The following is a 25364-nucleotide window of genomic DNA, read 5'->3' as shown; positions in this document are numbered from 1 at the left end:
CACAGCCGCGATCCAACGGCTCAGGACTTCGTCACCGAGCGGCTGCGGTACCTCTGGCGTGCGTCTTCTACTGCTGCGGTGCGTGTCTGTAGAGGGCTGCGTTCCGACTGCCTCCATGGGCAGATTGTTCGACCTCGGTAGACCGCATGAGACCGAGCAGTTGAGTCGGCTCGACGACCCTGCGCTCTCGCGCAGCGCCTCCGTTGTCCGCCAACGGGCGGAGAGGCCCAGCGCATCACCAACGCAGGCGGGCCATCCGTCGGCAGCGGGCGCGGCCAAGACCGCGTACTCCGTGCCGGCCGAATGGCCCGCTGTAAGCAGCCGGCCTATGAGCGGCAAGATTTGAACTGCGGGAAGCCGCCCCACCGGTGGTCTGCCACCGGCCGCGGTATCCGGCCCGCGGGCGAGGGCCGGGGCTGGTTACGGTCCGCTCGTGCCGGTGGAGTTTCTGGCTGATGAGCAGACCGAGGCGTACGGGAAGTGCGCCGAGGAGCCGACCCGCCCCGAGCTCGAGCGGTTCTTCTTGCTGAACGACGTCGACCGCGATCTGATCGCGCTGCGACGTTCCACGCACCACCAGCTCGGCTTCGCGTTTCAGATGTGCACGGTGCGCTACATCGGCCGGTTCCTCCCGGACGACCTGCGGGATGCGCCGTGGCCTGTGGTCGAGCACCTGGCCGCGCGGCTCGGCATCCAGGATGCGTCGGTGGTGAAGCGATACACCGAGCGGCCGGTCGTACTGGACCGCGAGCTGCCAGAAGGACCAGCCCCTTTGGGAGGGCCGCTGCCGCTGCCACTGCCACTGCCACTGCCGAGGTGAGGACAAAGCCCATGTCCAGCATGTCCTCACCGCCCTCGCGTGAACATCGAGCGGATCAACACGCACCTGTCACTGCCACCGGAACACCAGCCGCGGCCGCATACCAGTTTCCGGAACTTCCCGGACTGGCAGGCCATTCCACGCCCACAGGCATGGCGAACCACCATCTGACGGCGGCCGGACAGGAACGCTGACGTCAGGGACCGCGCAAGCCGCATCCCCCGGCCTGGGCCTTCTTCCGGGATGCCTGGGTAGGCCGGACGCAGCCGGGCACAGTTGTCCGCGCATTCCGGCGAGGGCACCGGGTGTGCCGCCCGTGGTCCGCTGCCTGGGCTTCCCGCGCCGGCCGGTCGCCGCGCGGCGCTCCCCCGGTGCCACCCGCCGTCTCCCGCCTGTCCTGACCTGCGGCCATCTTGCGCCCGCCCCCGTATGCCTCCTCTGCTGCGCTCTGGCCCTCGCATGAGAGGCAGTTGGAGGCGTGCGGCCCGGCTTGCTGGGCCCCGGCTGCCTGTCCGGGAGCCTTCGGGTTCCGAAAAGGGGCGGGCAACGGCTCGGGAAGGGCTTGCAGTTGTGCCAAGATTCCGTGTCCCGGTCGGGGTGATCGGGCAACGGAAGAGGAAAACGCAGTGATATCCATAGCGATACCCAAGAGACACAGGTCCACCGCCCTCGCCGGTGTGACCGCGGCCGTGGTGTCCGGCTGCCTGCTCGCGCCCTCCGCGCACGCGGACACGGGTGATGTGCCCCGCAAGGCCGACCACCGGACACTCGCCGCCTTCGCCCGCATCGCCGATGATGTCCTCTCCCGGCGCACCCAGGCCCTGGTGGAGGACCGCGCAGGGCGCGGCGGCCAAGACGCCGGCGCGGTGACGACGCGCATGTCCGGCCGGCTGCGGACAGACGAGGACGCCGCGCTGCGGTCGCTGCGCGCCCGCAAGTCACGCCTTGCCCAGCTCGGTGAGGCCTACACGAAGGCCAACACCCGCGTCGTCGTGGACCGCGCCACGCTCACCGGCAGCACGGCGACCGTCCAGGTCACCGCGTCGTCGACACTCACGTACAAGAAGGTGCGCGAGGGCGGGCCGCAGACCACCGCGTTCTCGACGCGACAGGAGCTGAAGCTCGCCCGCACGAAGGACGGCGGCTGGCAGCTGACCGCGATCGTCTCGCGCAACCAGGGCCCTGTCGCGGTCGACGAGCCCTCGGTGGCCCGGACAAAAACCGTCGAGGACGACGGCAACCAGTATCCGGACGGCACACCGGCCTCGACCAAGCGCCCCACCACGCCGATGCCCTCGGGCAAGACGGCCGGCGCCTACGGCTACTCCGCCATGGCGCAGTACGCGGAGAAGTACTGGCGCAGCTACAACCCGGCCTACCGCAAGTTCAACGGAACCGGCGGCGACTGCACCAACTTCGTCAGCCAGGCGCTGAAAGCGGGCGGCTGGAAGCCCGTCCCCGGTTCCGCCTACGACTACCGCAACTGGTGGTACGAGAGCGCGGGCCAGAGCACCTCCTGGGTCGGGGTGAACGAATGGGCATGGTTCACGCTGTCCAACCGGCGGGCCCCGAACCTGGCGAGCGTCTACCAGCTGGACATCGGCGACGTCCTTCAGGTGGACTTCGACAAGAACGGGTCCAAGGACCACACCATGCTGGTGACGTACCGCGACAGGCGGGGCATGCCGTACCTGACCTACCACTCCACCGACACCTACCGCAGGTCGCTCGCGAGCCTGGTCGCGTCCTACCCCGACGCGCGCTACTTCGCGTACCGCACCTGAGAAAAACCGGTGACCGCGCAGAGCGGCGCGGGCGGCTTCGGGGCGCCCCGCCGCGGCGAGCAAACGCGTCCGTATCGGTGAGAGCCCGATGTGGGGCTGGGCATGCCGACATAGTTCCTGGGGGGATTGCGGAGATCGTTTCCAGGGCGATCGTGGTGTGCCCGGTTCCAGGCAGGACCCTTGTATGGACACGTACGCGGACCTGGTGTCAGCCGGCCGCCGTGGCCGGAAAGGACTTGATGCCCAGGTCCGACTGACCAGGTGGAAGCGCTCCCGAACCACACAGCACTTGAGGCAACGGACTATCCGGCCTCGGGTCTTACCCTGCCGGCCTGAAAGCCTCGGCGCGTCAGATCAGCTCGGGGCTGGGCTCCCTTGTGGGGTCTCGTCGGGGGACGTGCGGACATACGAGGAGTCGATCACCGCCCGGGAGGCGGAAGCGGCGGTACCTGGGCAGGGGCAGAGGTGCACCACGGCCCCAGGCAGGGCATTGCAGTGACGATCAAGGAAACGCGGGACCAGGCCCGCGGCGCCGTCGTGGGTCATGGAGCAGCGCCCTCGATCAAGGCTTGTCCCGCAAACGGCCTGCTCGGACCTGATGGCATGATCGAAGAGTGATCAGCGAACCCAACCACTCCAGTGCGATGAGGTATGTCCTGTTTGATGTGGATGGCACGTTGATCGATGCCGTGGACAACCAGCGCCTGGTGTGGCGGACATGGGCAGCGCGATACGGACTGGACCCTGATGAGGTCTACCAAGTGGCGCTGCGGACAAGGCCAATGGAGACGTTCGCGCAGGTTGCCCCGGTCCAGGACCCCCGGGAATGCCTGGCTGCACTGCACGAACTGGAGGACGAAGACGTTCGCTCCGGTACCTATACAGCCTTCGATGGCGCCTCGGAGCTGCTGAATGCCCTGCAGCCCGGGGCCTGGGCGCTGGTGACCTCGAACTACGAGCACCGGGTACGGGGACGTTTCGTGCGGACAGGTTTGCCGGTCCCGAAGGTTGTCGTGGACGCGGCCGCTGTAGCGGAAGGCAAGCCGTCACCGGTGCCGTATCTGCAGGCCGCCGCGCAACTTGGCGCCCGACCGGAAGACTGCCTCGTCATCGAGGACGCCCCCTCCGGGGTACAGTCCGGGCTGCGTGCCGAGATGACGGTATGGGGCGTCAACACCCCTGTGGCGGTCGATGGCGTGCATCGTCACTTCGCCAGTCTGCGCGAAGCAGTCCCAGACGTTCTCGCCTTCGCGTCCGGATCCCGCCCTCACCGGCGGAAGGGATCAACCACCACGGAATGATCTTGCTGTGGCCGGTGCGATCACGGCGTCGGAGCCGTCCTGGATAGTCCCTTCCACCGGGCCGAGCCCGCGCCGGTTCACGAAACTGGTGACGGCGCTGCGTCGCGCGGGAGTCGATGCCACCCGCCGGGGCAGGCCGTGGAGCCTGTCTCTGGAAGACCGAACACTCCTGGTCACGGCGTACTGGCGCACCAACTTGACGAAGCGTCAACTTGCCCCACTGTTCGGTATCTCCAAGTCCGCTGCAGACCGCATCATCGACCACCTCGGTCCGCTCCTGGCGCTGCAGCCGTGGCGCCACTTCGCCGTAGATGCCGTACTCATCGTGGACGGCACCTTGCTCCCGACCCGCGACCACACGATCGCCGACGGCAGCTGTCCCGGCACCGGACTTGTCATGCCTCACCGGCGCCGCAAGGTCGAGGAACCGCCCAACTCGCAGCAGGAGCACAACCGCTCGCACAAACAGGTCCGTGCTCGCGTAGAACACACCTTCGCCCGGATGAAGACCTGGAAGATCCTCCGCGATTGCCGTCTCAAAGGCGACGGAGTCCATCACGCCATGCTCGGCATCGCCCGGCCGCACAATCTCAACCTCGGCGCGTGAACGAGCAGACCCTCCCTGGCGGCCCATTCAACTCGGCCCGAAGTCTTGTGTTCGGGCGACGTTGGCGCTGTTCGTGGCAGATGTGTTCGCCTCGGTGCCGCGCAAGGACCAGCGTGCCAAGGGCGACTGTTATCTGCGGGGCCTGATGCTGGATGGCCGCCGCAAGTCGATCGATGATGTGTCGGTACCCAAGGATGGCCGGATGTCGGTCGCCAGGGCCCCGCAGCACTGCGGGGCCCTGGGTAAACGCGCCGACTGCCAGGTCGCCGTCCGTGTCCACGCGGCAAGCGACACCGCCTCCTGCCCGCTGCGATGGCAGCCGTTCCTTCCCGGGGAATGGGTCTCGGACAGCGCCCGCCGGGCCAAGACCCTCGTGCCGCCCGAGGTCACCCACCGGGCGAAGTGTCACCAGCCGCTTCGCGGCGGGCGCCCGCGTGCCCGGTACGGCCTGCTCGCCCCCCCGTCCGCCTCCGGCACTCCCAGCAGCATCCCGCCCGCATCCTGCCGGGGATTTTCATGCCATGAACATATGACAAATCGCGCTTGCCCCCACTCTGTGCCACGCTGATTGAGGCACCGGCAGACGGGCTGTTCCGGGCAGTTGCCCCAACCCTTCCCGTGCCGTTTCAGCATGGTCGGCTCTCGGCCTCGTCAACCGTCCGCTGAGGTTCAGCGGTACGACGGACATCACCTGCGCCGCTGTCGGCATCAGGGCGAAAGGACGTCCATGAACGGGATCGATGGGCCCATCGCCCACGAGGCCGACGTACTGATCATCGGCAGCGGACCGGTCGGGTGCACCTTCGCCCGCAAGCTGGTGGAGGCCGGCCGGAGCGTCCTGATGATCGACGCCGGAGCCCAGCTCTCCCGCCGCTACGGCGAACACCTCAAGAACAGCTACCTGTTCCAGAAGAACATCGACCTGTTCGTGTCCGTCATCAAGGGCAACCTGCTCCCCCTGTCGACCGCCACCAACAGGGAGCCGGTGCTCACGCTCGATCCATCGGCGTTCTCGTACGACCCGGACAAGTACGCCGGTTTCTCGCTGCGCAATCAGAACCCCGAGCAGCGCAAGCACCTCAACCTGCCCGCGGCGGCGGCGACGTACGCGGTGGGCGGCATGGCCACCCACTGGACCTGCGCGGTGCCCCGCTTCCACCCTGAGGTGGAACGGCGGTACGGCGGCCAGGACTATCCCATCGACGAGAAGGAGATGGACAAGCTCTACGACGAGGCGGAGTCCCTGCTGGCCAGGAACACCTCCGTCTTCGCCTCCTCCGCCCGGCACCTGCTGGTCAAGCGCGTGCTGCAACGGGCCGGCGAGGGGCTCGACGACGTGACCGAGCTGCCGCTCGCGGTCAGCGACCGTGCTGACTCCGCGCAGACGTCGGCGGTGACGTGGTCGGCCGCCGACACCGTCCTCGGTGAGCTGGCCGACCCCGCCCACACCCCGTCGCAGGGCTCGTTCACGCTGCTGCCCGAGCACCAGTGCGTACGCCTTGAGATCACCGGTTCGGGCAAGCACCAGAAGGTCCGGCACGCCGTGGTGCGCAACCTGCGCGACGTACGCGAAGAGGTGCGGTTGCGGGCCGAGACGTACGTGGTGGCGTGCGGCGTCATCCCGACGCCGCAGCTCCTGTTCAACTCCGGCGTCACACTCCCCGCGCTCGGCCGCTATCTGACCGAACAGCCCATGTCCTTCTGCCAGGTGGTGCTGCAGCAGGAGCACATGGACCACATCGAGGAGATCCTGCGCGCCGAATCCGGCGCCACCCCCGGCACCGCAACCGGCAGCGCGTCCGGCGGCGGCGACGATCCGGCCGGGACGGCTGCCGACCGCGTCGCCCGTTACCGCGCCGCCCAGTTGAAGCGCCTGCACTCCGGCGACAAGTGCGCCGACCCGGTGCCCTTCCCGCCCGACGAGCGCGACCCGAACCTGGCCCTGCTGGTGACCGAACAGCGCCCCTGGCACTGCCAGATCCACCGGGACGCCTTCACCTACGGCGCCGTACCGCCCAACGTCGACCCCCGGCTGATCGTCGATCTGCGCTGGTTCGGCATCTCCAGGCCCCGGCCGGAGAACAAGGTCACCTTCTCCCGTTCCCTGCGCGACACCTTCGACATGCCGCAGCCCACCTTCCACTTCTGCCTCGACGAAGCCGAACGGAAGGAGACGGACCGGATGAACGAGCACATGCTGCGCACCGCTTCAGCGCTGGGCGGCTTCATGCCCGGCTCCGAGCCCGTCTTCCTCACCCCCGGCCTGCCGCTGCACATCGCGGGCGCCACCCGCATGGGCGCGAATCCGCTGAACAGCGTCGTCGACGAGTACTCCAAGGTGTGGAACATCGACAACCTCTACCTCGGCGGCAACGGCCTGCACCCCTTCGGCAACGCCTCCAACCCCACACTCACCAGCGTCGCCACGGCCGTGCACGCGGCCGACACCATCGTCAAGGGCCACCCCGGGCACTGACCCCGGACACCGGTCACCGACCCACCCCTGGACCTCACCATGCCGGCACACTTCCCCCCGCCCCCGGACGGCATCCACCTGGGCATCACCCCCACCTGCTGGACCAACGACGACTTCCCACTCATCGGCAACGACATCCCGATGGAGCAGTGCCTCAGCGAGATCGCGCTCGCCGGGTTCGAGGGGTGCAGCATCGGTCACACCTTCACCACAGACGTCCACGCGCTGACCGCCGCGATGCACCTGCGCGGCCTGAGCGTGAGCGAACCGTGGGTGAGCACGTACTTCACCGTGCCCGACGGCGCCGCGCGCAGCGCCCGCGAGCTGCTGAAGGTCCTGGAGTTCCTGAAGCGGTTCAACGCGGGTGACCCGCCGGTGCGGACCCGCACCATCGGCGTCGCCGAGTTCGGCGAGTCCGTGCATCTGCAGGCGCTCAGCCTGCGCAGCAACAAGCCGGAGTTCACCGACGAGCAGTGGGCCGACCTGTGCGACGGACTGAACAAGCTCGGCGAGATCACCGCGAGCCAGGGCTTCACGCTGGCGTACCACCCCCACATGGGCACCGGCGTACAGACCGAGCAGGACATCGACCGGCTCATGCGGCACACCGACCCGCACCACGTCGGCCTCCTCCTGGACACCGGCCACCTCACCTGGGCGGGCGCCGATCCGACGGAGATCATCGAACGGCACCGCGACCGCGTCACCCACATCCACCTGAAGAACGTCCGCGGCGCCGTCCGCGCGGACCGCACCCTGGCCGACGGCAGTTTCCGTGAGTACGTGGAGGCGGGCATCTTCACGGTGCCCGGTGACAGCGACGGCGACATCGACTTCGACGCCGTCCTCAAGGTGCTGCGCCCCGGTGACTCCTACCGCGGCTGGCTGGTGGTGGAGGCCGAGCAGGACCCGCAGGGGGGACACCCGCCGCTCCACTACGCCCGGACCGCCCGCGCCTACCTGGCCGAGGCCCTGGGCTGACGTATCCGACCATCCCCCTTTCCGGAAGGCACCCTCATGGGCGTCGCAAGCTCTTCCCTGAACATCCGCGTCCCCCGGTTCACCCGGGAGGTCCTCCAGGACAACCTCATCGAGGGCTACTGGCTGGAGGCCCCCGACATCGACGGCGACACCCGCCCCGACCTGGTCGGCCACGGCCTCTACCTCGGCGAGATCTACTGGTACAGAAACCCCGGCTGGCAACGGCAACTGGTCGCCGACGGCTTCCACATGCCGATCGGCGCCCACTTCGGGGACATCACCGGCAACGGCTATCCGGACCTCGTGGTCTGTTACGAGCTGTACGGCGAGCGTGGGCGCATCGACGACCCCGACCCCGACGGCGGCAAGATCGACTGGATCGAGAACACCGGGAAGTTCAACTCCGAGACACGCTGGAAGCGGCATTACATCGGCCGTGAGACAGCCATGCACCGGCTGCGCCTCGGCCACTTCACCCAGACCCGCAAGCCCGAGCTGATGGCCCTGCCGACCGTGGGGGGCCGACACGTCCACGCCCTCGTCCCCGTCGTGCTGTTCAGCCCCAACAACGACGTACGTCAGCCCTGGGACAAGCGCGTCATCGACGACAGCCACTTCCGCATGATCCACGGAGTGGAGATCCAGCGGAATCCGCTGCCCGGCAGCGAGCACCTCGACTCGATCCTGCTCGCCTCCGAGGAGGGCGTGACCTGGCTCCACTACGACGTACGAGAGCACCGGTTCACCACCACGCACATCGGCACCGGCGAACACGAACGGTTCGAGCAGACCGGGTTCAAGGGCAGCGGCGACGTGGGCGCCGGAAGGATCGGCGACGACCCGCACGCCTACGTCGTGGCCACGGAGCCCTTCCACGGCAACACCGTGGCGGCGTACATCAAGGAACGCCCGGGCACCCCCGTGGCCGAGGCGACCTGGCGCCGGATCGTGCTCGACGTCTTCGGCGACCCCAACGAACTCGGCGAGGGCCCGAGCCACCAGATCATCTGCGCGGACTTCGACAACGACGGCGACGACGAGTTCCTGGTGGCCCTGCGCGGGCCGCACCCCTGGCAGGGCGTCTTCTACTACAAGGCGCTGGACATCGCCGCCGGCGTGTTCACCAAGTGGCGGGTGTCCTCGGACAGCGCCGCGCGGATCGCCATCGGCGACTTCAACGGAGACGGTCGGCTCGACTTCGCCACCATCGCGTACAAGGTCGACAAATACTTCCTCGCCGAGGACGCCAAACTCTGCCTGTTCCGCAACGACACGTGAATACTCTCCGTCATGAGAAATGACAGAAAGCGATGAGAAGTGACCGGTCGTGGTGGCCCTGGCTGATCGGAGCGGTCGGCTTCGCGGCGCTCGCCACCGTGGTCGCGCTCGTGGTCGGCTCGGGCGCGCAGGCGGCCGCCACCTCGCTGAGCGTCCTGATCTCGGCCACCGCCGGCCTGCTCAGCTGGTCGTGGCACCGGACGCGCCCCGCCGCGCCCGCCACCAAGGCGGAGCTGGAACAGGCCGCTGAGGCGCTCGCCGCCATGGTGCGCCGCCAGTGCACGGAGGAAGCCGCCGCACAGGGCCTGCTGGACCCCCACCCGCTGGCCGTGCGCTGGCACAGTGGCCAGACGGAAGCCGGCGACCACGCGCGGATGGTCGGCCGCACTCTCTCCGGCCGCAGCGACAACATCCACGCCTTCGCCGAGGCCTTCCGTGCCCTGCCACGCCGGCGCCTCGTCATCCTCGGAGACCCCGGCGCCGGCAAGACGGCCCTCGCGATCCTGCTCGTACGAGAACTCCTGCGCGCCCCCGAACCCGACGAGCCCGTCCCCGTCCTGCTGGACCTGGCCCCCTGGAACCCCCGCAAGGAGCCGCTCCTGGACTGGATGGCGCGCCGCATCCACGAGGACTATCCGGCGCTGCGCAACCACGAGACGTACGGCCGCGACGCCGCACGCAAACTGGTTGCCGAGCGACGCGTCCTGCCCGTCCTGGACGGCCTCGACGAACTGCCCGCCCAGTCGCACCCCCAGGCGCTGGCCGCCCTCAACCACGCCATCGCCGTGCACGGCCCACTGATCCTCACCTCGCGCCAAGCCGAATACCACCAGATGGTGGCGGAGAGCGATGTGATCACCGCCGCCGCCGTCGTCATCGCGAAACCGGTGGAGGCGGCGGACGTGGCCGACTACCTGCGCTGCGCCGTCCCGCCCCGGCGCAGCGCCGCGTGGCAACCGCTGATCGACGAACTCACCCGCCACCCCGAAGGCGCCGTCGCCCAGGCACTGTCGGTGCCGCTGAACATCTGGCTCGCCCGCACCGTCTACGCCTCACCGGCCAGTGACCCCGCCGAACTGACCCGCTGCACCGACGCGAAGAGCCTCCAGCACCATCTGCTCGACGCACTGGTCCCCGCGGTCTTCTCCGCGGAGCCGACCGCCGCGGACCCGTCGGTCCCCGACGTGCGCCGCACCGCCGCCGCCCGCTGGCGGCCCGACGACGCCCGCACGGCACTCGCCTTCCTCGCCGCACACATCAAACGGCAGGGCACGGACGACATCGCCTGGTGGGAACTGCACCGCACGCTGAGACCGGATCCGGCGGGTCCGCTGTCCGGCCCGGTGGCCGGTGCGGTCCTGGGGCTCGGGGCGGGATGCATGGCGGGCGAGTACTTCCACTGGGCGCTCTCGCCGTTCGCGCGGCTTGTCTGCTTCCTGACCATCACGCTCACCACCGGCGTCGCGGCGGCGGTGGTGATCCGGCTCACCCGGGCGCCCGGCGCGGGGACTGATGCCCGCGCCGTCGCGCGCCGTCTGGGTATCGGATGCGCCCTCGTCCTTCCGCTCTCCGCAGGGGTGGGAGCGGTGATCGAGCACTGGGCGAGGGCACTCGAACGCCTGGGCGCGGAGACCGAGGTGGGTGTGGCGCCGTACACGGGGCTCAGGGCGAGTGTCGCCTGGGTCCTCTTCATGGCGCTGCTGGCCATCGGCGCGCTGTGTCTGTCACTGCTCTGCCGACGGGTCAGGTGGCGGCCGGGCGCCGCGGGGCACCGCGCCGAACGGGTGCGGAGAATCCTGGGGTTCGTCCTGCTCTTCTGGCTGGGCGCCGAACTCGCCGGTTCCCTCTCGTACCTGTCGGTGCGTCAGATGACCGGGCGGCCGCTCACGGACGTCTCGTTCATCGACCCGTCCGAGGCGGTGACCTTCGTCAGTCAGCGGGCGGCCTTCCGCGCCTGCGTCTTTCTGCTGATCGTCGTCATCATGGCCGGCCTCCAGCTGACCGACAGCTCGTCCCGCCCCACTCGTCTCGACTTCCGTGCCCCGAAGCGCCTGTTGTGGGCCATGCTGCCCGCATGTCTGGGCCAAGGGGTGCTGCTGGGCATCAGCCTGGGGATCGCGCTCGCCTTTGTGGCGCCCTGGACGTCCGATCTGCCCTGGTGGGTGCGGTGCACCGCGACAGGCGGCCTCGGCGTGTTCTTCGGCGTCCTCTTCGGGGCGGGCCTGGCGGTTCTGCGCTGGGCCCGGGTCCCTGCCGACCTCGAACAGGAGACCCCGCAGTCCACCGTGCGCGGCGACCGCACGGTGGCCGTCGCGCTCATGGTGTTCGCGGTGGTACCGCCGCTGGTCAAGTGGGTCATCACGGTCCGGTGGGATCTGGAGAACAGTGACCTCCCCGGTGTGGAGGTCGTCGGCGAGTGGCTGCTGACCCTGGAAGCGAATCTGGCGCTCGGGCTCGCCGCCGGACTCGTGGCCGCTTCGAGCACCGCCTACTTCGCCTACCGGGAGGCCGGTCTACGCCTCGCAGCGGCCCGACGGCTGCCGCGCCACCTGTTGTCCTTCATGGAGGACGCCCGGGTGCTCAGCGTCCTCAGACGCGTCGGTCCCGTATACCAGTTCTGTCATGCGGAGTTCAGGGACCGGATCGTCACTGGTGCCACGGCGGCGGGGGATACGGCCGGGGCGGACGCCGCCCGCGCATGACCCTTCACGCCCCACTCTTCCCTCACGTCCCGCACTCCGCTCACGTCCCGCACTCCGCTCACGTCCCGCACTCCGCTCACGTCCCGCTCTCGGCCCACATGCGGCCCTCCGCGATCCGCCGGGCGACCTCCGCCGGAGCGACCAACGTGACCTGCATGGCGTCCCCTTTGGGAACCTCGACCAGCGTCCCCTCGGGCACGATCAGACAGCTGCCCCCGCAGCTTCTGAGGCACTTCTTCCTCGTGTGCCACGCGGAGTGCTCGGGGGCCCAGGCGAGTATGTCCCGCACAGTCCATTCGCCGTCGTCCCTGTGCGGCAGGTCCACCTGGACGTCGCACACGCTGATCGTGAAACGGTTGTCGGCGGCATCGTCCGTCATGCGTCTGCCTTCCTCACGGCTTTTTACGGCTTCGTCCCGGCGGATCTTTGGCCAACGCTAAGGCCGCCTTCAACACCCCGCCACCAGAGGCAAACAGGCCGTCACCGGAACGGCTGACGCCCCCCGGCCTCCATGTAGCGCTCGGCGCAGAGGACGTCGACGACGGCCGCGGCCGTGTGCGCCCGCTGGACTTCACCGCCGAACGCACCGCTGCGGAGCATGGGCCAGGAATCGGAGAAACGGGCCTGCACCCGCTCCGCGGCCCGGAGCCGTCCCTCGCCGTCCCAACGGTCCGGAAGAGTGAATTGCCCCAGCGTTACGGGGATTTCCGACAGGTCGCTCTGAAGGAGCGCGGAGAGATACTCGTAACGGTCGAAGGCGTCGGAGATCGTACGGTCGCTGTCGGCACCGGGTTCGGCGAGCACGTCCCGCAGCCGTTCGCGCAGCCACGTGCTGTGCGACGCCTGGACGAGCGACGGCGGATGCGGCACGGCAACCAGGGCGTTGAGGAGCTCGGCGGAGCCAAGGATGCCCGTCGCGCGCAGGGCAAGCACGGCGGGCTCGGGCTCGGTGACGGCCCGGGCGGAGCCCGGGCGGGGCGCGGAGGGGTACGGTCCGGAGGCATACGGACCGGAGGGATACGGATTGGCGGGGCGCGCCAGGACCGGTTCGAGCAGCAGCCGGCCGAGCAGCTCGTCGCGGTCGGCCAGTACGGCGGCGCTGCCTGCGGCGGACAGGGCGAGCAGAGCCGGGTAGAGGTGCAGCCCGGACCCCGTCGCCCCCGCCCCCTCCTCCTCACCGCCCTCCCCGGGTACGTTCGACAGCCGCTGCAGCACACGCACCCACACCCGTGCGTGCGCCCCGGCCTCGTCGTGAAACACGCCCACGGCCAGTAGGTGCAGCAGCGTCTCGCAGTCGCTCCGGTACCGCTCAAGCCGCTCCCGGTACGCCGCCGGGTCCGCGGCGCTTTCGCCAGGTGGGTACCTGCCGCCGTCCGAGAGGCGTTCCACGACCCGCGTCACCTCGGCGTCCACCAGCTCGTGCAGATCGATACGGCGTACGGGGTCGGGCAGCGCGCGCTTGAGGCGGGCCACGGACAGCTCGCGGGTCGGCGCGGGTTCCGTCAGATGTTCCAGGGCCTCGACCCGGGCCAGCAGCCCGGGGAAGAGCTCCTCCGCCGTGACGCCCTGGACCACCACGGCTCCGTGCCGGGCGACGAGTTCGGCGGCCTTGCCCTGCGGGCTGTGCGGGGCGGCCCAGAACAGGGGGTACCGGCGGGTGGCGCGGCGGTCGAAGCAGGCAGCCAGCGCGTGGTCCCACTGGGCGGACCAGCCGCAGACGATCAGCCCGTACTCGTCGAGCACCTGGTCCACGAGACCGGCCCAGGCCGCCGGATACTCGCCCAGTTCCCGCTCGGTGTTGCGGGCCTCCAGGTCGGTCACGTCGCCGTGCAGTTTGACGACCGTGGCCCGCGCGTGCGCCAGCGGCGTCATCCCGCGGAGGCTGTCGGGGCTGTGGATGACCTGCGGCTGCACGCCCGCGGCTGCCAGCGCCTGCTCGGTGAGCCGGTCGAAGTTGGTGGTCAGGACCACGCGCACCGAGCCGCGCGCCACCAGCCGGGCCGCCGCGTGATGCGCCGCCCCGGGCCGCTTGCGGCCGTCCTCGCGCTCCCCGTTCTCCCGCTCCCCGTTCTCCCGCTCCTCGTTCACCCGCCCTTCGGCGTCCGGCTCGAAGTAGCCGCGCAGCAGTTTGTGCCGGGCAGCGGGGGTATCGCCCAGAGCCTCCAGCAGGGCGGAGTAGCCGAGCGGTCCCCCGTCCCCGTGCCGGGCCCACCAGGCCTCCGGATCGGCGACGGCGAGTTCCTCGTCCGCGCCCTGCGCGACGGCGGCCCGGTACACCAGGTCCGTGACGATCTCCCACCCCGTGGGCACACCGGCGGCCCGCGACATGCCCGCACCCAGCAACAGCGCGTACACGCCGGGCCCGGCGTGCACGCACATGGCGAGCGAGACCATCGGATCGAGACCGCGCACCGCCGCTGCCACGGTCGGCCTGCCGTCGTCCTGCATGCCCTCCACTGTGCGCCGCGGGCCACCGGAACGCCTCTTGGATACGGCGCTCGCAGCCGCGGGTATGAGTGAGCCCATGACTACAGAAAAGTCACGAACAACACAAAACGCCATCAATTGGCCCGAGCGATATCTGCCCGGCACCGGCGACAACTTCGTCTCGAACGAGGTGATCGTCCAAGGCCTCACCGCCGCCCACATCTGGCGGTATCTGACCGACACCTCCACGTGGGAGTCGTACTACGACAACATCACCGCCATCTCCTTTCCGGCAGGCGGCGGCCCCGTCCTCAAGGACGACGTCACCTTCACCTTCGACCCTGTCGGCTTCGAGACCGTGCGCACCCAGAACGCCCGCGTCGTCGAGTACCAGGCCCCGGCAGAAGGCGTCCCCGGCCGGCTGTCCTGGACCGCCGACCAGGACGGAACGCCCGAGGAACGACTCGACGTGCTGCACGCCTGGCTGGTCGAGGACCTGCCCGGCGGCCGCGTACGAGTCCTCACCCAGGAGACACAGATCGGCCGGCCCGCCGCCGAACTCGCCCGGCAGCTCCCCAACCCGATGCTCAACGGCCACCAGGCCTGGCTGACGGGCCTGATCAAGGCGGCCTCCGACAGACGGGACGCCTGACGGGCCCCTGTACTGCCCCCGGCCCGCGCGCTCCACCGTGCTGCCCACGGACGGCGGCGCCAAACCGCGAGCGACGCGGGGCGGGGCTACCGTCGGCGGTATGGACGGTGATCTTCGAGGCTGGCGCCGGTGCCTGCTCAGCGGGGCGGTCTTCGCCGTATGCATGGCCGGCACGACCCTTCCCACCCCCCTCTACGGCCTCTACCAGCAGAAGTTCGACTTCTCCGAGCTCACGGTCACCGTCGTGTACGCCGTCTACGCGGTCGGCGTCATCGGAGTGCTGCTGCTCGCGGGCAACGCCTCGGACGCCGTGGGCAGACGACCGGTGCTGTTGTGGGGCCTGGGCGCCGCGACGGCGAGTGCCGTCTGCTTCCTGTGCGCGACCACGCTCGGCTGGCTGTACGTGGGGCGACTGCTGTCGGGGCTGTCCGCAGGCCTGTTCACCGGAGCCGCCACGGCGTACGTGCTGGAGCTGGCACCGCACGGCGGCACCTCGCGGGCCACGTTCCTCGCGACCGCCGCCAACATGGGTGGCCTCGGCTGCGGCCCACTGCTCGCCGGGGTGCTGTCGCAGTACGCCGACTGGCCGCTGTACCTGCCGTTCGCCGTCCATCTCGCCCTGGTGGCCTGCTCGGCCGTCATCCTGCTGCGGCTTCCGGAGACCGTGCGGGAGCGGCGCCCGCTGAGAACCGTCCGGCCGCAGCGGCCCGGCCTTCCCCCACGGGTGCGGGCAGTCTTCGGTCCCGCGGCGACCGCCACCTTCGTAGGGTTCGCCCTGTTCGGTGTGTTCACATCGGTCAGCCCGTCCTTCCTCGCCCAGTCCTTGAACGTGCACAACCACGCGGGGAGCGGGTCGGTCGTCGCACTGGCCTTCTTCGCCTCGACCGCGGGCCAACTGGCCGTCGGCCGAATCGGCCTGCGCCGATCACTCCCACTGGGCTGCGCCGCACTCCTCGCGGGCCTCGCACTGCTGGCAGGCGCGCTGTGGTGGGAGCTGCTGCCACTGGTGGTGCTGAGCGCGATCGTCGGCGGAATCGGCCACGGCCTGGCGTTCCGCGGTTCACTGACCGCGGTGGCCGAGGCCTCCGACCCGAACCAGCGGGCAGCGGTGATCTCGTCCCTGTTCGTAGTGGCCTACACGGGCATCTCGGTACCGGTCATCGGCGTAGGACTACTGGCAAGCCCCATCGGCCTGGAGGGCGCAGGGCTGGTGTTCATCGCCTGCATGACTCTGCTGGTGTCGGCTGCGGGGGTCTATCTGCTGCGACGCCCGGTACGCACGACAGAGAAGACCCCCTGAACGCGTTACCGCAGTTCAGCGGGGTTTCTTCATGCCAAAGCCCGTACGCGGGGATGCGGCGGCGAAACGGTGCCCTGAGGGCCATGGCTACCCTTTCTCGGCCGGTGCCGGAGACGGAGCCTTCTCCGGCGGCAACTCGGCGAAGGTCTCGTAGAGGCACGAGCGGTGACGGGAGACGCACGGCTCGGCCGCTTTGCTGAGGTTGCCCCAGAGGGCGCTGATGGGCCGTCGACGAGGTGCCTGCTGAGCAGGCGGGCCCGGGCCCTGGGCGCCACCCCGGGTATCCCAAGGCGCAAGGCAGGCACTCACGGCTTCCCTCCGCCACCACGGTCGTTCCAACCCGAGGCGAAAGGCGCCCCCCGGATGGTCTCGATGGCCCCGACTGCCGCGAACGGAATGCTCGATACCGGTGCGCAGCCTCGGTGCCATGCCGATGATGCTGCAGATCGCCTCCCCCGACCCCGAGCCTGCCCCATAATGGGTGAAGCAGATTGCAGGTGTTCGCGTCCAAGGGGCTGGCGCCAATGGCAGAGTGGACCTTTGTTACCCACCACACCCGGGTGCTGCTGATCATCGCCCGCGACCCCACCGCGCGCATACAGGACATCGCCACGGCCTGCCAGGTCAGCGACCGCACCGCCCAGACGCTCGTCAGCGACCTCGAAACCGCCGGCTATCTCAGCCGCGAGCGGGAGGGACGACGCACCCGCTACACGCTCCACCTGGACGGCCCGTTCCGGCATCCGCTCCTGGCTGGCCACTCTCTCCGAGCACTGCTCGATCTGCTGACCAGCCACCCGGCAGACGAAGGCCCCGCAGGGGACTCCTCGAAAGACGGCACGCCCCCGTCTGCCCCTTCCGCCGGCACCGGCTACGCGGAGACCCACGAAAAGGGGACCCGCGCATGGGACAGCTGGTCATCCATCGAACTTCACCCGACGCCCACCACTCCGTCACACTGACACTCGTCGGCGAACTGGATGTGGGCAGCATCAGCGAGTTCTGCGACATCGTCGTCCGCACCCTGCGAAGCGACGGACGGCACCTGATGGTCGACCTCGACGGCATCACTTACTGCGACAACGGCAGCCTCTACACCATCCTCGGCATCCGGCACGCCACCGACCATGTCGGCGGCAGCCTCGCCATCACCGCCGCCAGCGCCCCGGTCCACAACGCCCTCCACCACAACGGACTGCACAGGGTCCTGACGATCACACCGCAGTGACCTCACCCACCACCCTCAGCATGCTCGTGATCTTGCTCTACTCACCGAGCGTCGCAGAGCGGGGGATTGAGCACGGCTGTCAGGGCGGCACGGTGCGAGGGGGCGGGCTGACCGACGAACGGCGGGCCTTCCGTGAGAAGTTGCGGTTGGAAGCGGCCGAGCGGTTCAGGCAGGGTGATGAGAACACGGTCATCGCCCACGACCTGAGGGTCAGCCTCCGGTCAGTACAGCGTTGGTGGCACACGGCTGGCCCGGACCAGACCTGGACCCTGGCGCGGATCAAGACGCTGATCGGACGCCGGTTCCACAAGAGCTACACCGTGCAAGGGATGGCCGCCCTGCTCAAGCGGCACGGCTGGAGCTGTCAGGTGCCGACCCGGCGTGCGATCGAGCGGGAGGAGAACCTGGTGGCCGGCTGGGTGAAGGAGACCTGGCCCCAGGTGGAAGGACCGCGGCGGCGCTCGGCGCCTGGCCCGTCTTCGAGGACGAAGCCGGGTTCTCGATGACGCCGCCGACCACCCGCACCTGGTCCCGCCGCGGCCACATCCCCGTCGTCCGCGTCCGGGGCCGCTCACGCCGCCGCTTATCGGTGGCTGCCCCGGCCTGCTGCAAGACCGGCAAACGATCGCGGCTGATCCACCGGCCCTGCCCCGAGGCGCGGCCCGACGGGCGCAAGAGCTTTTCCCGGAAGGACTACCGCGACCTGATCCAGACCGCCCACCAGCAGCTCGGCGGCCCGATCGTGCTGGTCTGGGACAACCTCAACACCCACCTCACCGCGGGGATGCGCCGTTACATCGCCGAACGTGACTGGCTCACGGTCTACCAACTCCCGCCCTACGCACCCGACCTCAACCCGGTCGAGGGCACCTGGTCCGTCCTGCGACGCACCACCACGGCCAACCGCGCGTTCGCCGACCCCGACGACCTGATCACTGCCGTCCGGCGCGGCTTACGTCAGCTTCAGTACCGCCACGACGTCCTCGATGGCTGCCTCACCGGCACTGGCCTTCGACGCCAACCATCATGACGACATCACGCTTTGCAGGTCAGTAACCAGGTTTTTCAGGGCATTTCCCTATCTGCCGTCCGCGAATGCACACATCGCACCGACCGGCAGTGCTCCGTCGCAGGCCCCTTGAGATACACATACCTCCGATACCTGGAGGTCGTAAGGCAGGTCGCAGGGACCGACAGGTGATCGAGGCGGAAGCGGAGTTCGCGCAGCCCTCACAGGACTACCACCGCCCGGCGGTTGTCGCGCGTCTGGGTAGGGTCACAGTAACCCGAGCTGGAGAGGTAGCCCCATGGAGCACGACATCGTGATCGCGCAGACGACCAGTGACAACGAAGATCAGGCTTGGGCTCTAGCCCGAGGCGCGGTTGAGAGCAAGCTAGCGGCCGGCGTCCACATCGATGCGCCGATCACCGCCTTCTACTGATGGAAGGGGAAGGTCGAGTCGGCACAGGAGTGGCGAATCTCGTACATGACGTCGGCAGACCGCCTCCCAGCGCTGGAGGCGTGGCTGCATGAGAAGCACCCGTACGAAGTCCCCCAGTGGGTCACGCTGCCCGTAACCCGAGGGTCGGAGGCGTACTTGTCCTGGGTGGTCGACGAGACGCACCCGCAATAAGATCTAGCCCCTCCAGCGCATCGCTCTTAGCGAGCCAGCACGCGAAAACGCCTCACGACGCGAACGTCAGCAGGTGGCTGGCCAGATCGCGCTCCGCGTCAGGGAGCCCCGCAGCGATGGCCTCCGCCCGCTGCTCGCCCCATGGTGTTCGGCTTCGACTCCGCTGCCGCTGCGAATTGGTGCGCGACGTCGGCCCCCCGATCTACGTCGCCGCCACGCAGAAGTGCCGACGCCAGGTCCCCAAGGACAACCACTCCGGAGTCAGGCAGTTCCTTACCGAGGCGCTCGACCGCGGAGTCTGCTGTGGCCGTCAGCTCTTGACGTTGCAGTTCTCCGTACACCGAGAGAGTCAGCGAGTCCATGCGATACGGCGTCACGAACCGGACCCACGCCTGCTCGCTCGTGTGGTCGGCAAAGTCGTAAGCGAATCGCGCCTGGTCCAGGGCTCGGAGGGCGCCGGCATCGTCCCCTGATTGAGCCGCCTCCTCCGTATATCGCCCTAAAACCCACGCTGCAGCGGTTGCGTTGCCTCGCCCACGCACATCCTGAGCTGCCTGCGACAGCATCTCCAGCGCCTTGGTCGGAGTGGCGGCACCGTAACTGGCGTAGCCCAGCGCCAAGGCGCGCAGAGGAGGGTGTCCGGCCTTTTGCGCGCACTCCGAGGTCACCCCGTAATAGGCGTCGGCCCTATCGTGCTGGCCCAGATCCCAGGCGACCCACCCGGCAAGAGCTGCTGTCTCCCCCGCCGCGATGGTCAGCGCTCGCTCATGGGCACCGGCGCGGGGGAGAGCTGCGGTGATCGCGTCGAGGTGCGACTCGACCCGAGCCTTCGCCGTCGTAGTAGGAGTACCACCGGCCGCCGGTGACCTTGCAGCCCTGGCCGGTGACCGGGGCAGTGCGGGATTCGGCGATGAGGACCTCGTTCCGGGTGTTGCAGGAGTCGCGGTCCTCGTCGATCCAGTGCTTGAAACGGGTGCGCTGATACCCCTCCCGCGACTCCGCGGCTGTCGGCAGGGCGGCGACCGCCTGCTTGAGCGTCGTGGGGAGCGCGACCGGGGCGGCGTCAGCGGCCGAAGCCGGGGACATGTTGCTGATGGGCAGGGCGAGGAACGCTGCGGCCAGCGCCGCCCGCATACAGTTCTTGATCACGCCCCGTTGATACCGAGGCCCGCCGGCCGCCGGGGTTGGTTCGGGTGGAGCGTCACCCGGGCGAGCGCAAAGGTCGTACCGGCAGACCGCGGCGCCCAGCGCGATGACACGACCAGCTCATCGAACAGGACGGACGGCACCCGCCCTAAGGTCCATGTCCGTGGCCGACTCCGATGAACTGATCAAGCTGGAACGTTCCTGTGAGGAAGCGCGAGCGAAGCTCGCGGGTCTCGTCGGCGACGAGTATCAGGCGCAGTGGCGCAGCTGGTTCGAGGCAGCGGCCGCCTTCCAGTCCGCCGTCACCGCGCATGCCAACGACACCGGCCAGCCGCGCCACGAAGTCGAGCAGGCGGTGAAGAAGGCCGTGCGGCACGCTGACGAGGACCCGGCGGAGTAGGCACCCCATACGGATCCGGCCCACCGGCGGTAGCTGCTGGGCTGACTAGGGACACCCCGACCGGGTGCCCGCCACCTACCACCGCACCCACGGGGTGCGCTACTCCACCGCTGCTACTCGGTCGGCGACGACAACCTGTGGGGTGTCAACCGTCGCAAGAAAGGCGCCGGGAACACGCTGGCCGCGCTGAAGTCGATCCGTGCCGCCCGGCCCGACTCTGCTGTTCGGCGGGGTCTGAGCGCACCGCGGCCAGGCAGAGGATGACTACGACGGAACCTCTCCGAAGACCATGCGGTGCCCGCGGGCTGTGTCCATGTATTCGCGCACCCGGTGGATCAGCTCGTCCCGGAGCTCGAAAACGAAGCAGTAGTCGTTGGCGTAGTGGTTGCCGTTGGCCAGAGTCGCCGTCATGGTCTCCTCCACGACCACCCGCTCGCCGACGGCGTGGAACTCGTGGAAGGTGACTGTGACGTCACGCACGAACAAGCGGGGGAAATCCTCAGCGAGGAAGCGCACGATCGCCTTCCTGCCGACCATGTGGCTGGGGGCATCCAGCGCGATGGCAGTAGCGTTGCCTGGCGGCGCGAGCCACTCGGCGTCCTCGGTGAAGACCGCGGAGATGCGGTCAGCGTCGTGGCTGGCGAACGCCTTCCAAGCGTTCTGGACGATGCTGCGGCTCTGCTGTGACATGCCCGCCGACCCTAGGCGACCACAGGCGAAGGGGCTGGCGATGTCTCGACAACACCCCCTTAGCCAGCGAGTTCGTACTCCACCATCTCCTGTCCGCACCCGGAGGCCGTACCGCCCACAGGCCCGACGGTAGGCGTTTGAGCAGTGGTAACGGCAGCGGCGGTGAGGCGGACATGCCTTGATCGTGAGCACCTGCATCTGACGGCACATCCGACCGTGGCCGTACAACCAGAGTTGACACGCGTCCTTTCCGATTGCCGTCGGTGGTCCGATTACGGACGGGGTCGCCCACCGGCACCGTTGTCCCCGTGATCGAAGTCAACGAGCTCACGAAGCGATACGGCGGCATGACGGCCGTCAAAGATCTGACCTTCACCGTGCGGCCCGGCCAGGTGACCGGGTTTCTCGGTCCGAACGGCGCCGGCAAGAGCACCACGCTGCGGATGATCCTCGGCTTGCATGAGCCCACCAGCGGCACCGTCACCGTCGACGGCCGTTCCTTTCGCGACCGCACCCGCGGCCTGCGTCATGTCGGCTCCCTTCTCGACGCGCACGACGTGCACGGCGGGCGCAGCGCGATGGCACAGCTGTCCGCTCTGGCCCGCAGCAACCGCATCCCGCAGCGCCGGGTGGAGGAGGTGCTGCGGGAGGTCGGCCTCGCCGAGGTCGCCCGGCGCCGCATCGGCGGATTCTCGCTCGGCATGAAGCAGCGGCTCGGCATCGCTTCCGCCCTGCTGGGTGACCCACCGGTGCTGCTTTTCGACGAGCCGCTCAACGGCCTCGACCCGGAAGGCGTGAAGTGGGTGCGCGACCTGTTCAGGCATCTCGCCGCCGAAGGCCGCACGGTGTTCGTCTCCAGCCATCTCATGTCCGAGATGGAGCACACTGCCGACCAACTGATCGTCATCGGCCGCGGCGAGCTGATCGCGGCCGAGAGCCTCACGGAGTTCTCCGCTCGCGGCACTGGGCAGAGCGTCACGGTGGGCACGCCCGCCGCTGCTGTCCTGAGAGATCTGCTGACGGCCGAGGGCGCGGCCGTGGACACGACGGGCGACCTGCTTGCTGTGACCGGTGTGACCGCGGTCCGGATCGGTGAGATCGCCATGGAGCACCGTATTCCGCTGCATCACCTCAGCACCCGGTCCTCCTCATTGGAAGAGGCGTTCATGGAGCTCACCGCGGACAGCGTGCAATACCTCGCAGGAGGCCCCCAGTGACCACAACGTACGCTCCCGTTGGCGGCCTTGGCGCCGACGAACCCCGCGCCCGCTTTTACGACCTGGTGGCCGCCGAGTGGATCAAGCTTCGGTCGCTGCGCTCGACCTGGATCGCGTACGGGGCCACCGCCCTGGCCGTCATCGCGTTCAACGTGGGAACCGCCTACGACACCTACAACTACTGGCCGGAGCGGAGCGCGGCGGACCGGGCCGACTACGTCCGGGCCGGAATTCCGCTGCAGGAGGCGTTCACGGCGAACGCCGCCATGGTCATGATGCTCGCCCTCGGTGCCATCGGCGCCGTCGCGATCATCGGCGAGTACAGCACGGGCACCATTCGTACGACGTTCGCGGCCGTTCCGGCCCGCCGATCTGTGATGGCCGCCAAAACGGTGGTCGTCACGGCAGTCGCCACCGTCTTCGGCTCGATTGTCGCGGGGGCCTCGTTCGGGCTGACACAGGCGATCCTCGACGGCCGGGGCGCAGGCATCTCGATCAGCTACCCGGGTGCCCTGCGGGTCGTGGTGGGGTCCGCCCTCCTCGCGCCCGTGTGCGCGGTCGTCGGCATGGCCATCGGCTCCATCATCAGGCACACCTCGGCCACCATGATCGCCGCGGTGACGGTCATCCTCGTGCTGCCCATCATCTTCACCGACGGCCGCCACTGGTCGGCGGTCGCCGGGCACGCCACCCTCTACCAGGCGTGGTTGCGGCTCGTGGAGGTCGGCTCCCCCCAGACCGACTTCCCGTGGACGACCGGCGGAGCCTGGACCGTCTACGCGGTGTGGGCGCTCGCCGCAGCCGTGTCCGCCGTCACCAGCGCACAACGGCGGGACCAGTGAGAGGCGGGTCGGCCGACTGCCCAGGTACGGACACTCCAGCCAAGGCGGCCGCGACCAGGATGACGTCCCACCGATCGTGCCAACTCATCGTGTCACCAGGGGTGGCTTTGTTCACGTTCAGCAGCAGCGTTTGTTGATGGGTTTCAGCAGCGGCTGGTCGGCATCTGGCCCGTGGATGTTCACGAGAAGTAGCGGCAGTGCCGTGTCGCTGAGGCGACCATCGTGAGGGGACGCTGGTTCGGTTCACGTTGAGTCCCGGATGGCGGCGCCCCGAACGAAGGTGCGATGATCTGTTCGTGGTGACAGATGCCGAGTGGACTCGGATCCGGAGGGGCCTGCGCTTCGGGCAGGTATTTGAAGGCACCGTGGTGAAGGTTCCCCGGCCCGGTACGATCGGGATCTTCGTGGAAATCGGCCTGAGCGTCGGAGGGTTTGTCGATGCCCTGTGGCTGTCGGGCGAGATCGAGGACTGGCCAGCGGAAGGCACGGTTGCCGAATTCAAGATCTGGTGGGCTGACAGCCGCCAGCAGATCCGGCTGATGCCGTGCGATTCTCGGTATCTGCGGAACGACTTCACAGCCTTGGTCGAACGCTTCCGCCCCAATTGGTCATCCGACGTCGGCCAGCCCGTGCCTGACCCAGAGCCTGCGACCCTCGACGAGTAGCGGACCGCCCTTCGCGCTGATGGCCGCGGGCCAACTTCCCCTGAGGCTGGAGAAGTGCGCCACCGGGCGCGTCCGGGACGCCGTCGGCCGACTGCGCGGCCGGCTCGCGGTGGGCCTTGGCGGCGGCTTGTCGGACGCGGACCTGCGCCCACTCGTCCTCGCGGGCGTGAAGCTCACCCCGCCCCCGCGTCGTCGGGAAAGAAGCCGCCGGTAACGCGGCGACTGGCACGTCTCCGCTCTGCGCAACACCTGAGTGCGCCTTCTTCAATCGGGTGTATTCCTTGGCCAGTTCGACCCGTGAGCGGTGCGGGCCGCCCAACGTGGTGCACCGCTGCTCGGGTTCCTGGCCGCAGTCGGGGCAGGTCACCTCGTACACCCGCCACGGCCGTCGCGACCGTTGCTGTTCTCTGCGTTGGTCGATGATCGGTTTCAGCCGTTCGTCCTTGGTGTTGAAGACCAGGCCGTGGCCGCTGCCCTTACAGGCGTCGCCTGCGGCCTTCCTGTCGGCGAGCTGATTTTCTGACCCGGACCGGCGGATACCGTGGGGGTATGCACAACGACCACCACGACCTCTCCTGGATCGGCGAGCACGCCTACGCCGACACGCCGTCTCGCGACACACCAGATATGCGTGACGGGATCTCGTTGACCGCGATACGCGGCATTGACACGTCCGTGTGGCTCGACCGCCTGGGCGCTGTCACGACCGGTACGCCGGTCGCGTACCGGGACTACACCGTCCCGGACGACGTCGAAGGGTCGCTCGCCATGGTCGGAACCAGTGGTGACTGGTCCTTTGTCCTGGAGGACGGGGACGCGGCCACGGTGTTCCTGTCCCAGTTCGACAACGATGACGTTCTGTCCCGTGAAGGAGAGGAGATGGTGTGCGTGACGCTCAACCGCCACGATGCGCCTGCCATGATCGTCTACTCCTCTCCGGCCGACGACCGGATGGCATGGTCGGCTGATTTCGGCACGGCCTTCATGGACGGATACTCCGCGCTTCCCGAAGACACCGCGGCCCGCCTGTCCGTTCTTGACGACAGGCTCGCTGCCTACGGTGCCGTCCATGCCCGGCTCGCTCCTCCGGCCCGTCCGTGGTCGGAGATGGGCCTGTCGGACTGGGCGCCGGCCGTGTATCGGGCCGTCGGCTGCCTGTTCGGCATCCGGATCGACCGGGACGACGTCGAACAGGGACAGCTGCCCGCGGTGGT

At 68.9% G+C, this 25364-nt stretch carries 22 protein-coding genes and 5 pseudogenes; 22 read left to right on the top strand and 5 right to left on the bottom strand.

Going from position 1 to position 25364, the window contains the following annotated elements; genetic code table 11:
* Positions 1-433: 433 nt before the first annotated feature.
* The 9 genes and pseudogenes from ACI2L3_RS10600 to ACI2L3_RS10560 all read left to right on the top strand — a co-directional run.
* Positions 434-730, top strand: a pseudogene (locus ACI2L3_RS10600) (DUF4158 domain-containing protein); the annotation flags it as partial.
* 716 nt (positions 731-1446) lie between these two features.
* Complete coding sequence (locus ACI2L3_RS10595; protein WP_404751966.1) at positions 1447-2604, top strand: amidase domain-containing protein; 1158 nt, start codon at positions 1447-1449, stop codon at positions 2602-2604.
* Between the two features lie 614 nt (positions 2605-3218).
* A complete protein-coding gene (locus tag ACI2L3_RS10590) occupies positions 3219-3905 on the top strand; it encodes an HAD-IA family hydrolase (protein ID WP_404751965.1) in 687 nt (228 codons plus the stop codon).
* Between the two features lie 7 nt (positions 3906-3912).
* The gene (locus tag ACI2L3_RS10585) at positions 3913-4512 is read left to right on the top strand and encodes a transposase family protein (RefSeq protein ID WP_404751964.1); all 600 of its coding nucleotides are present in this window, start codon (positions 3913-3915) and stop codon (positions 4510-4512) included.
* Between the two features lie 25 nt (positions 4513-4537).
* A pseudogene (locus ACI2L3_RS10580) lies at positions 4538-4972 on the top strand (transposase); the annotation flags it as partial.
* 267 nt (positions 4973-5239) lie between these two features.
* Entirely contained in the window at positions 5240-6988 is a 1749-nt protein-coding gene (locus ACI2L3_RS10575) for a pyranose oxidase (protein ID WP_404751963.1), read from the top strand.
* A gap of 39 nt (positions 6989-7027) precedes the next feature.
* Complete coding sequence (iolE, locus tag ACI2L3_RS10570; protein WP_404751962.1) at positions 7028-7969, top strand: myo-inosose-2 dehydratase; 942 nt, start codon at positions 7028-7030, stop codon at positions 7967-7969.
* A 36-nt stretch (positions 7970-8005) separates the two neighbouring features.
* A complete protein-coding gene (locus ACI2L3_RS10565) occupies positions 8006-9247 on the top strand; it encodes an FG-GAP repeat domain-containing protein (protein WP_404751961.1) in 1242 nt (413 codons plus the stop codon).
* Positions 9248-9279: 32 nt separating this feature from the next.
* Positions 9280-11949 (top strand): NACHT domain-containing protein, encoded by a 2670-nt coding sequence (locus ACI2L3_RS10560; RefSeq protein WP_404751960.1) that lies wholly within the window; start codon positions 9280-9282, stop codon positions 11947-11949.
* A 76-nt stretch (positions 11950-12025) separates the two neighbouring features.
* On the opposite strand, the gene ACI2L3_RS10555 is transcribed toward ACI2L3_RS10560, so the two are convergent.
* Both ACI2L3_RS10555 and ACI2L3_RS10550 read right to left on the bottom strand, forming a co-directional pair.
* The gene (locus ACI2L3_RS10555) at positions 12026-12328 is read right to left on the bottom strand and encodes a hypothetical protein (RefSeq protein ID WP_404751959.1); all 303 of its coding nucleotides are present in this window, start codon (positions 12326-12328) and stop codon (positions 12026-12028) included.
* Positions 12329-12429: 101 nt separating this feature from the next.
* Positions 12430-14397, bottom strand: coding sequence for an SIR2 family protein (locus tag ACI2L3_RS10550; protein WP_404751958.1), 1968 nt, complete (start codon positions 14395-14397; stop codon positions 12430-12432).
* Positions 14398-14473: 76 nt separating this feature from the next.
* On the opposite strand from ACI2L3_RS10550, the gene ACI2L3_RS10545 reads away from it, so the two are divergent.
* From ACI2L3_RS10545 to cutA, 7 genes and pseudogenes are all read left to right on the top strand, one after another.
* Complete coding sequence (locus ACI2L3_RS10545; RefSeq protein ID WP_404751957.1) at positions 14474-15028, top strand: SRPBCC domain-containing protein; 555 nt, start codon at positions 14474-14476, stop codon at positions 15026-15028.
* 100 nt (positions 15029-15128) lie between these two features.
* Positions 15129-16328: an MFS transporter gene (locus ACI2L3_RS10540; RefSeq protein ID WP_404751956.1), complete on the top strand. Its 1200-nt coding sequence runs from the start codon at positions 15129-15131 to the stop codon at positions 16326-16328.
* A gap of 524 nt (positions 16329-16852) precedes the next feature.
* Positions 16853-17290, top strand: a complete 438-nt coding sequence (locus ACI2L3_RS10535) for a helix-turn-helix transcriptional regulator (RefSeq protein WP_404751955.1) — start codon at positions 16853-16855, stop codon at positions 17288-17290.
* Positions 17233-17556: an STAS domain-containing protein gene (locus ACI2L3_RS10530; RefSeq protein ID WP_404751954.1), complete on the top strand. Its 324-nt coding sequence runs from the start codon at positions 17233-17235 to the stop codon at positions 17554-17556. Before ACI2L3_RS10535 ends, ACI2L3_RS10530 begins: the two co-directional genes overlap by 58 nt.
* Positions 17553-18062, top strand: a complete 510-nt coding sequence (locus ACI2L3_RS10525; RefSeq protein ID WP_404751953.1) for a winged helix-turn-helix domain-containing protein — start codon at positions 17553-17555, stop codon at positions 18060-18062. The genes ACI2L3_RS10530 and ACI2L3_RS10525 overlap by 4 nt, the downstream gene beginning before the upstream one ends.
* Positions 18059-18586 carry a transposase gene (locus ACI2L3_RS10520; RefSeq protein ID WP_404751952.1) on the top strand — a complete coding sequence of 176 codons (528 nt, stop codon included), beginning with the start codon at positions 18059-18061 and terminating at the stop codon, positions 18584-18586. Before ACI2L3_RS10525 ends, ACI2L3_RS10520 begins: the two co-directional genes overlap by 4 nt.
* A 277-nt stretch (positions 18587-18863) precedes the next feature.
* Positions 18864-19190 (top strand): annotated as a pseudogene (cutA, locus tag ACI2L3_RS10515) (divalent-cation tolerance protein CutA).
* A 52-nt stretch (positions 19191-19242) separates the two neighbouring features.
* Here the strand turns inward: cutA and ACI2L3_RS10510 are convergent.
* Both ACI2L3_RS10510 and ACI2L3_RS10505 read right to left on the bottom strand, forming a co-directional pair.
* Positions 19243-20020, bottom strand: a pseudogene (locus tag ACI2L3_RS10510) (transcriptional regulator); the annotation flags it as partial.
* Positions 19956-20339 (bottom strand): hypothetical protein, encoded by a 384-nt coding sequence (locus ACI2L3_RS10505; RefSeq protein WP_404751951.1) that lies wholly within the window; start codon positions 20337-20339, stop codon positions 19956-19958. The gene ACI2L3_RS10505 and the pseudogene ACI2L3_RS10510, both read right to left, overlap by 65 nt.
* A gap of 160 nt (positions 20340-20499) precedes the next feature.
* Here ACI2L3_RS10505 and ACI2L3_RS10500 point away from each other — a divergent pair, with 160 nt between their 5' ends.
* Together ACI2L3_RS10500 and ACI2L3_RS10495 are read left to right on the top strand one after the other, a co-directional pair.
* Positions 20500-20736, top strand: a complete 237-nt coding sequence (locus ACI2L3_RS10500; protein ID WP_404751950.1) for a hypothetical protein — start codon at positions 20500-20502, stop codon at positions 20734-20736.
* Between the two features lie 4 nt (positions 20737-20740).
* Positions 20741-20958: pseudogene (locus ACI2L3_RS10495) on the top strand (IS630 family transposase); the annotation flags it as partial.
* Positions 20959-21000: 42 nt separating this feature from the next.
* Here the strand turns inward: ACI2L3_RS10495 and ACI2L3_RS10490 are convergent.
* On the bottom strand, positions 21001-21426 hold the full coding sequence (locus tag ACI2L3_RS10490) for a nuclear transport factor 2 family protein (RefSeq protein ID WP_404751949.1): 426 nt from the start codon (positions 21424-21426) through the stop codon (positions 21001-21003).
* Positions 21427-21734: 308 nt separating this feature from the next.
* Here ACI2L3_RS10490 and ACI2L3_RS10485 point away from each other — a divergent pair, with 308 nt between their 5' ends.
* From ACI2L3_RS10485 to ACI2L3_RS10470, 4 genes are all read left to right on the top strand, one after another.
* Positions 21735-22643: an ABC transporter ATP-binding protein gene (locus ACI2L3_RS10485; RefSeq protein WP_404751948.1), complete on the top strand. Its 909-nt coding sequence runs from the start codon at positions 21735-21737 to the stop codon at positions 22641-22643.
* A complete protein-coding gene (locus tag ACI2L3_RS10480) occupies positions 22640-23485 on the top strand; it encodes an ABC transporter permease (RefSeq protein ID WP_404751947.1) in 846 nt (281 codons plus the stop codon). The genes ACI2L3_RS10485 and ACI2L3_RS10480 overlap by 4 nt, the downstream gene beginning before the upstream one ends.
* Positions 23486-23781: 296 nt before the next feature.
* A complete protein-coding gene (locus tag ACI2L3_RS10475) occupies positions 23782-24150 on the top strand; it encodes a hypothetical protein (RefSeq protein WP_404751946.1) in 369 nt (122 codons plus the stop codon).
* Between the two features lie 549 nt (positions 24151-24699).
* Positions 24700-25364, top strand: a 665-nt coding sequence (locus tag ACI2L3_RS10470) for a hypothetical protein (RefSeq protein WP_404751945.1), incomplete at its 3' end; no start/stop codon positions are given.

This window comes from Streptomyces sp. NPDC029674, from assembly GCF_044903205.1.
Taxonomy (GTDB): Bacteria; Actinomycetota; Actinomycetes; order Streptomycetales; family Streptomycetaceae; genus Streptomyces.
Note: the sequence above shows the minus strand (reverse complement) of the source record. Positions and strands in the feature narration are given on the sequence as shown.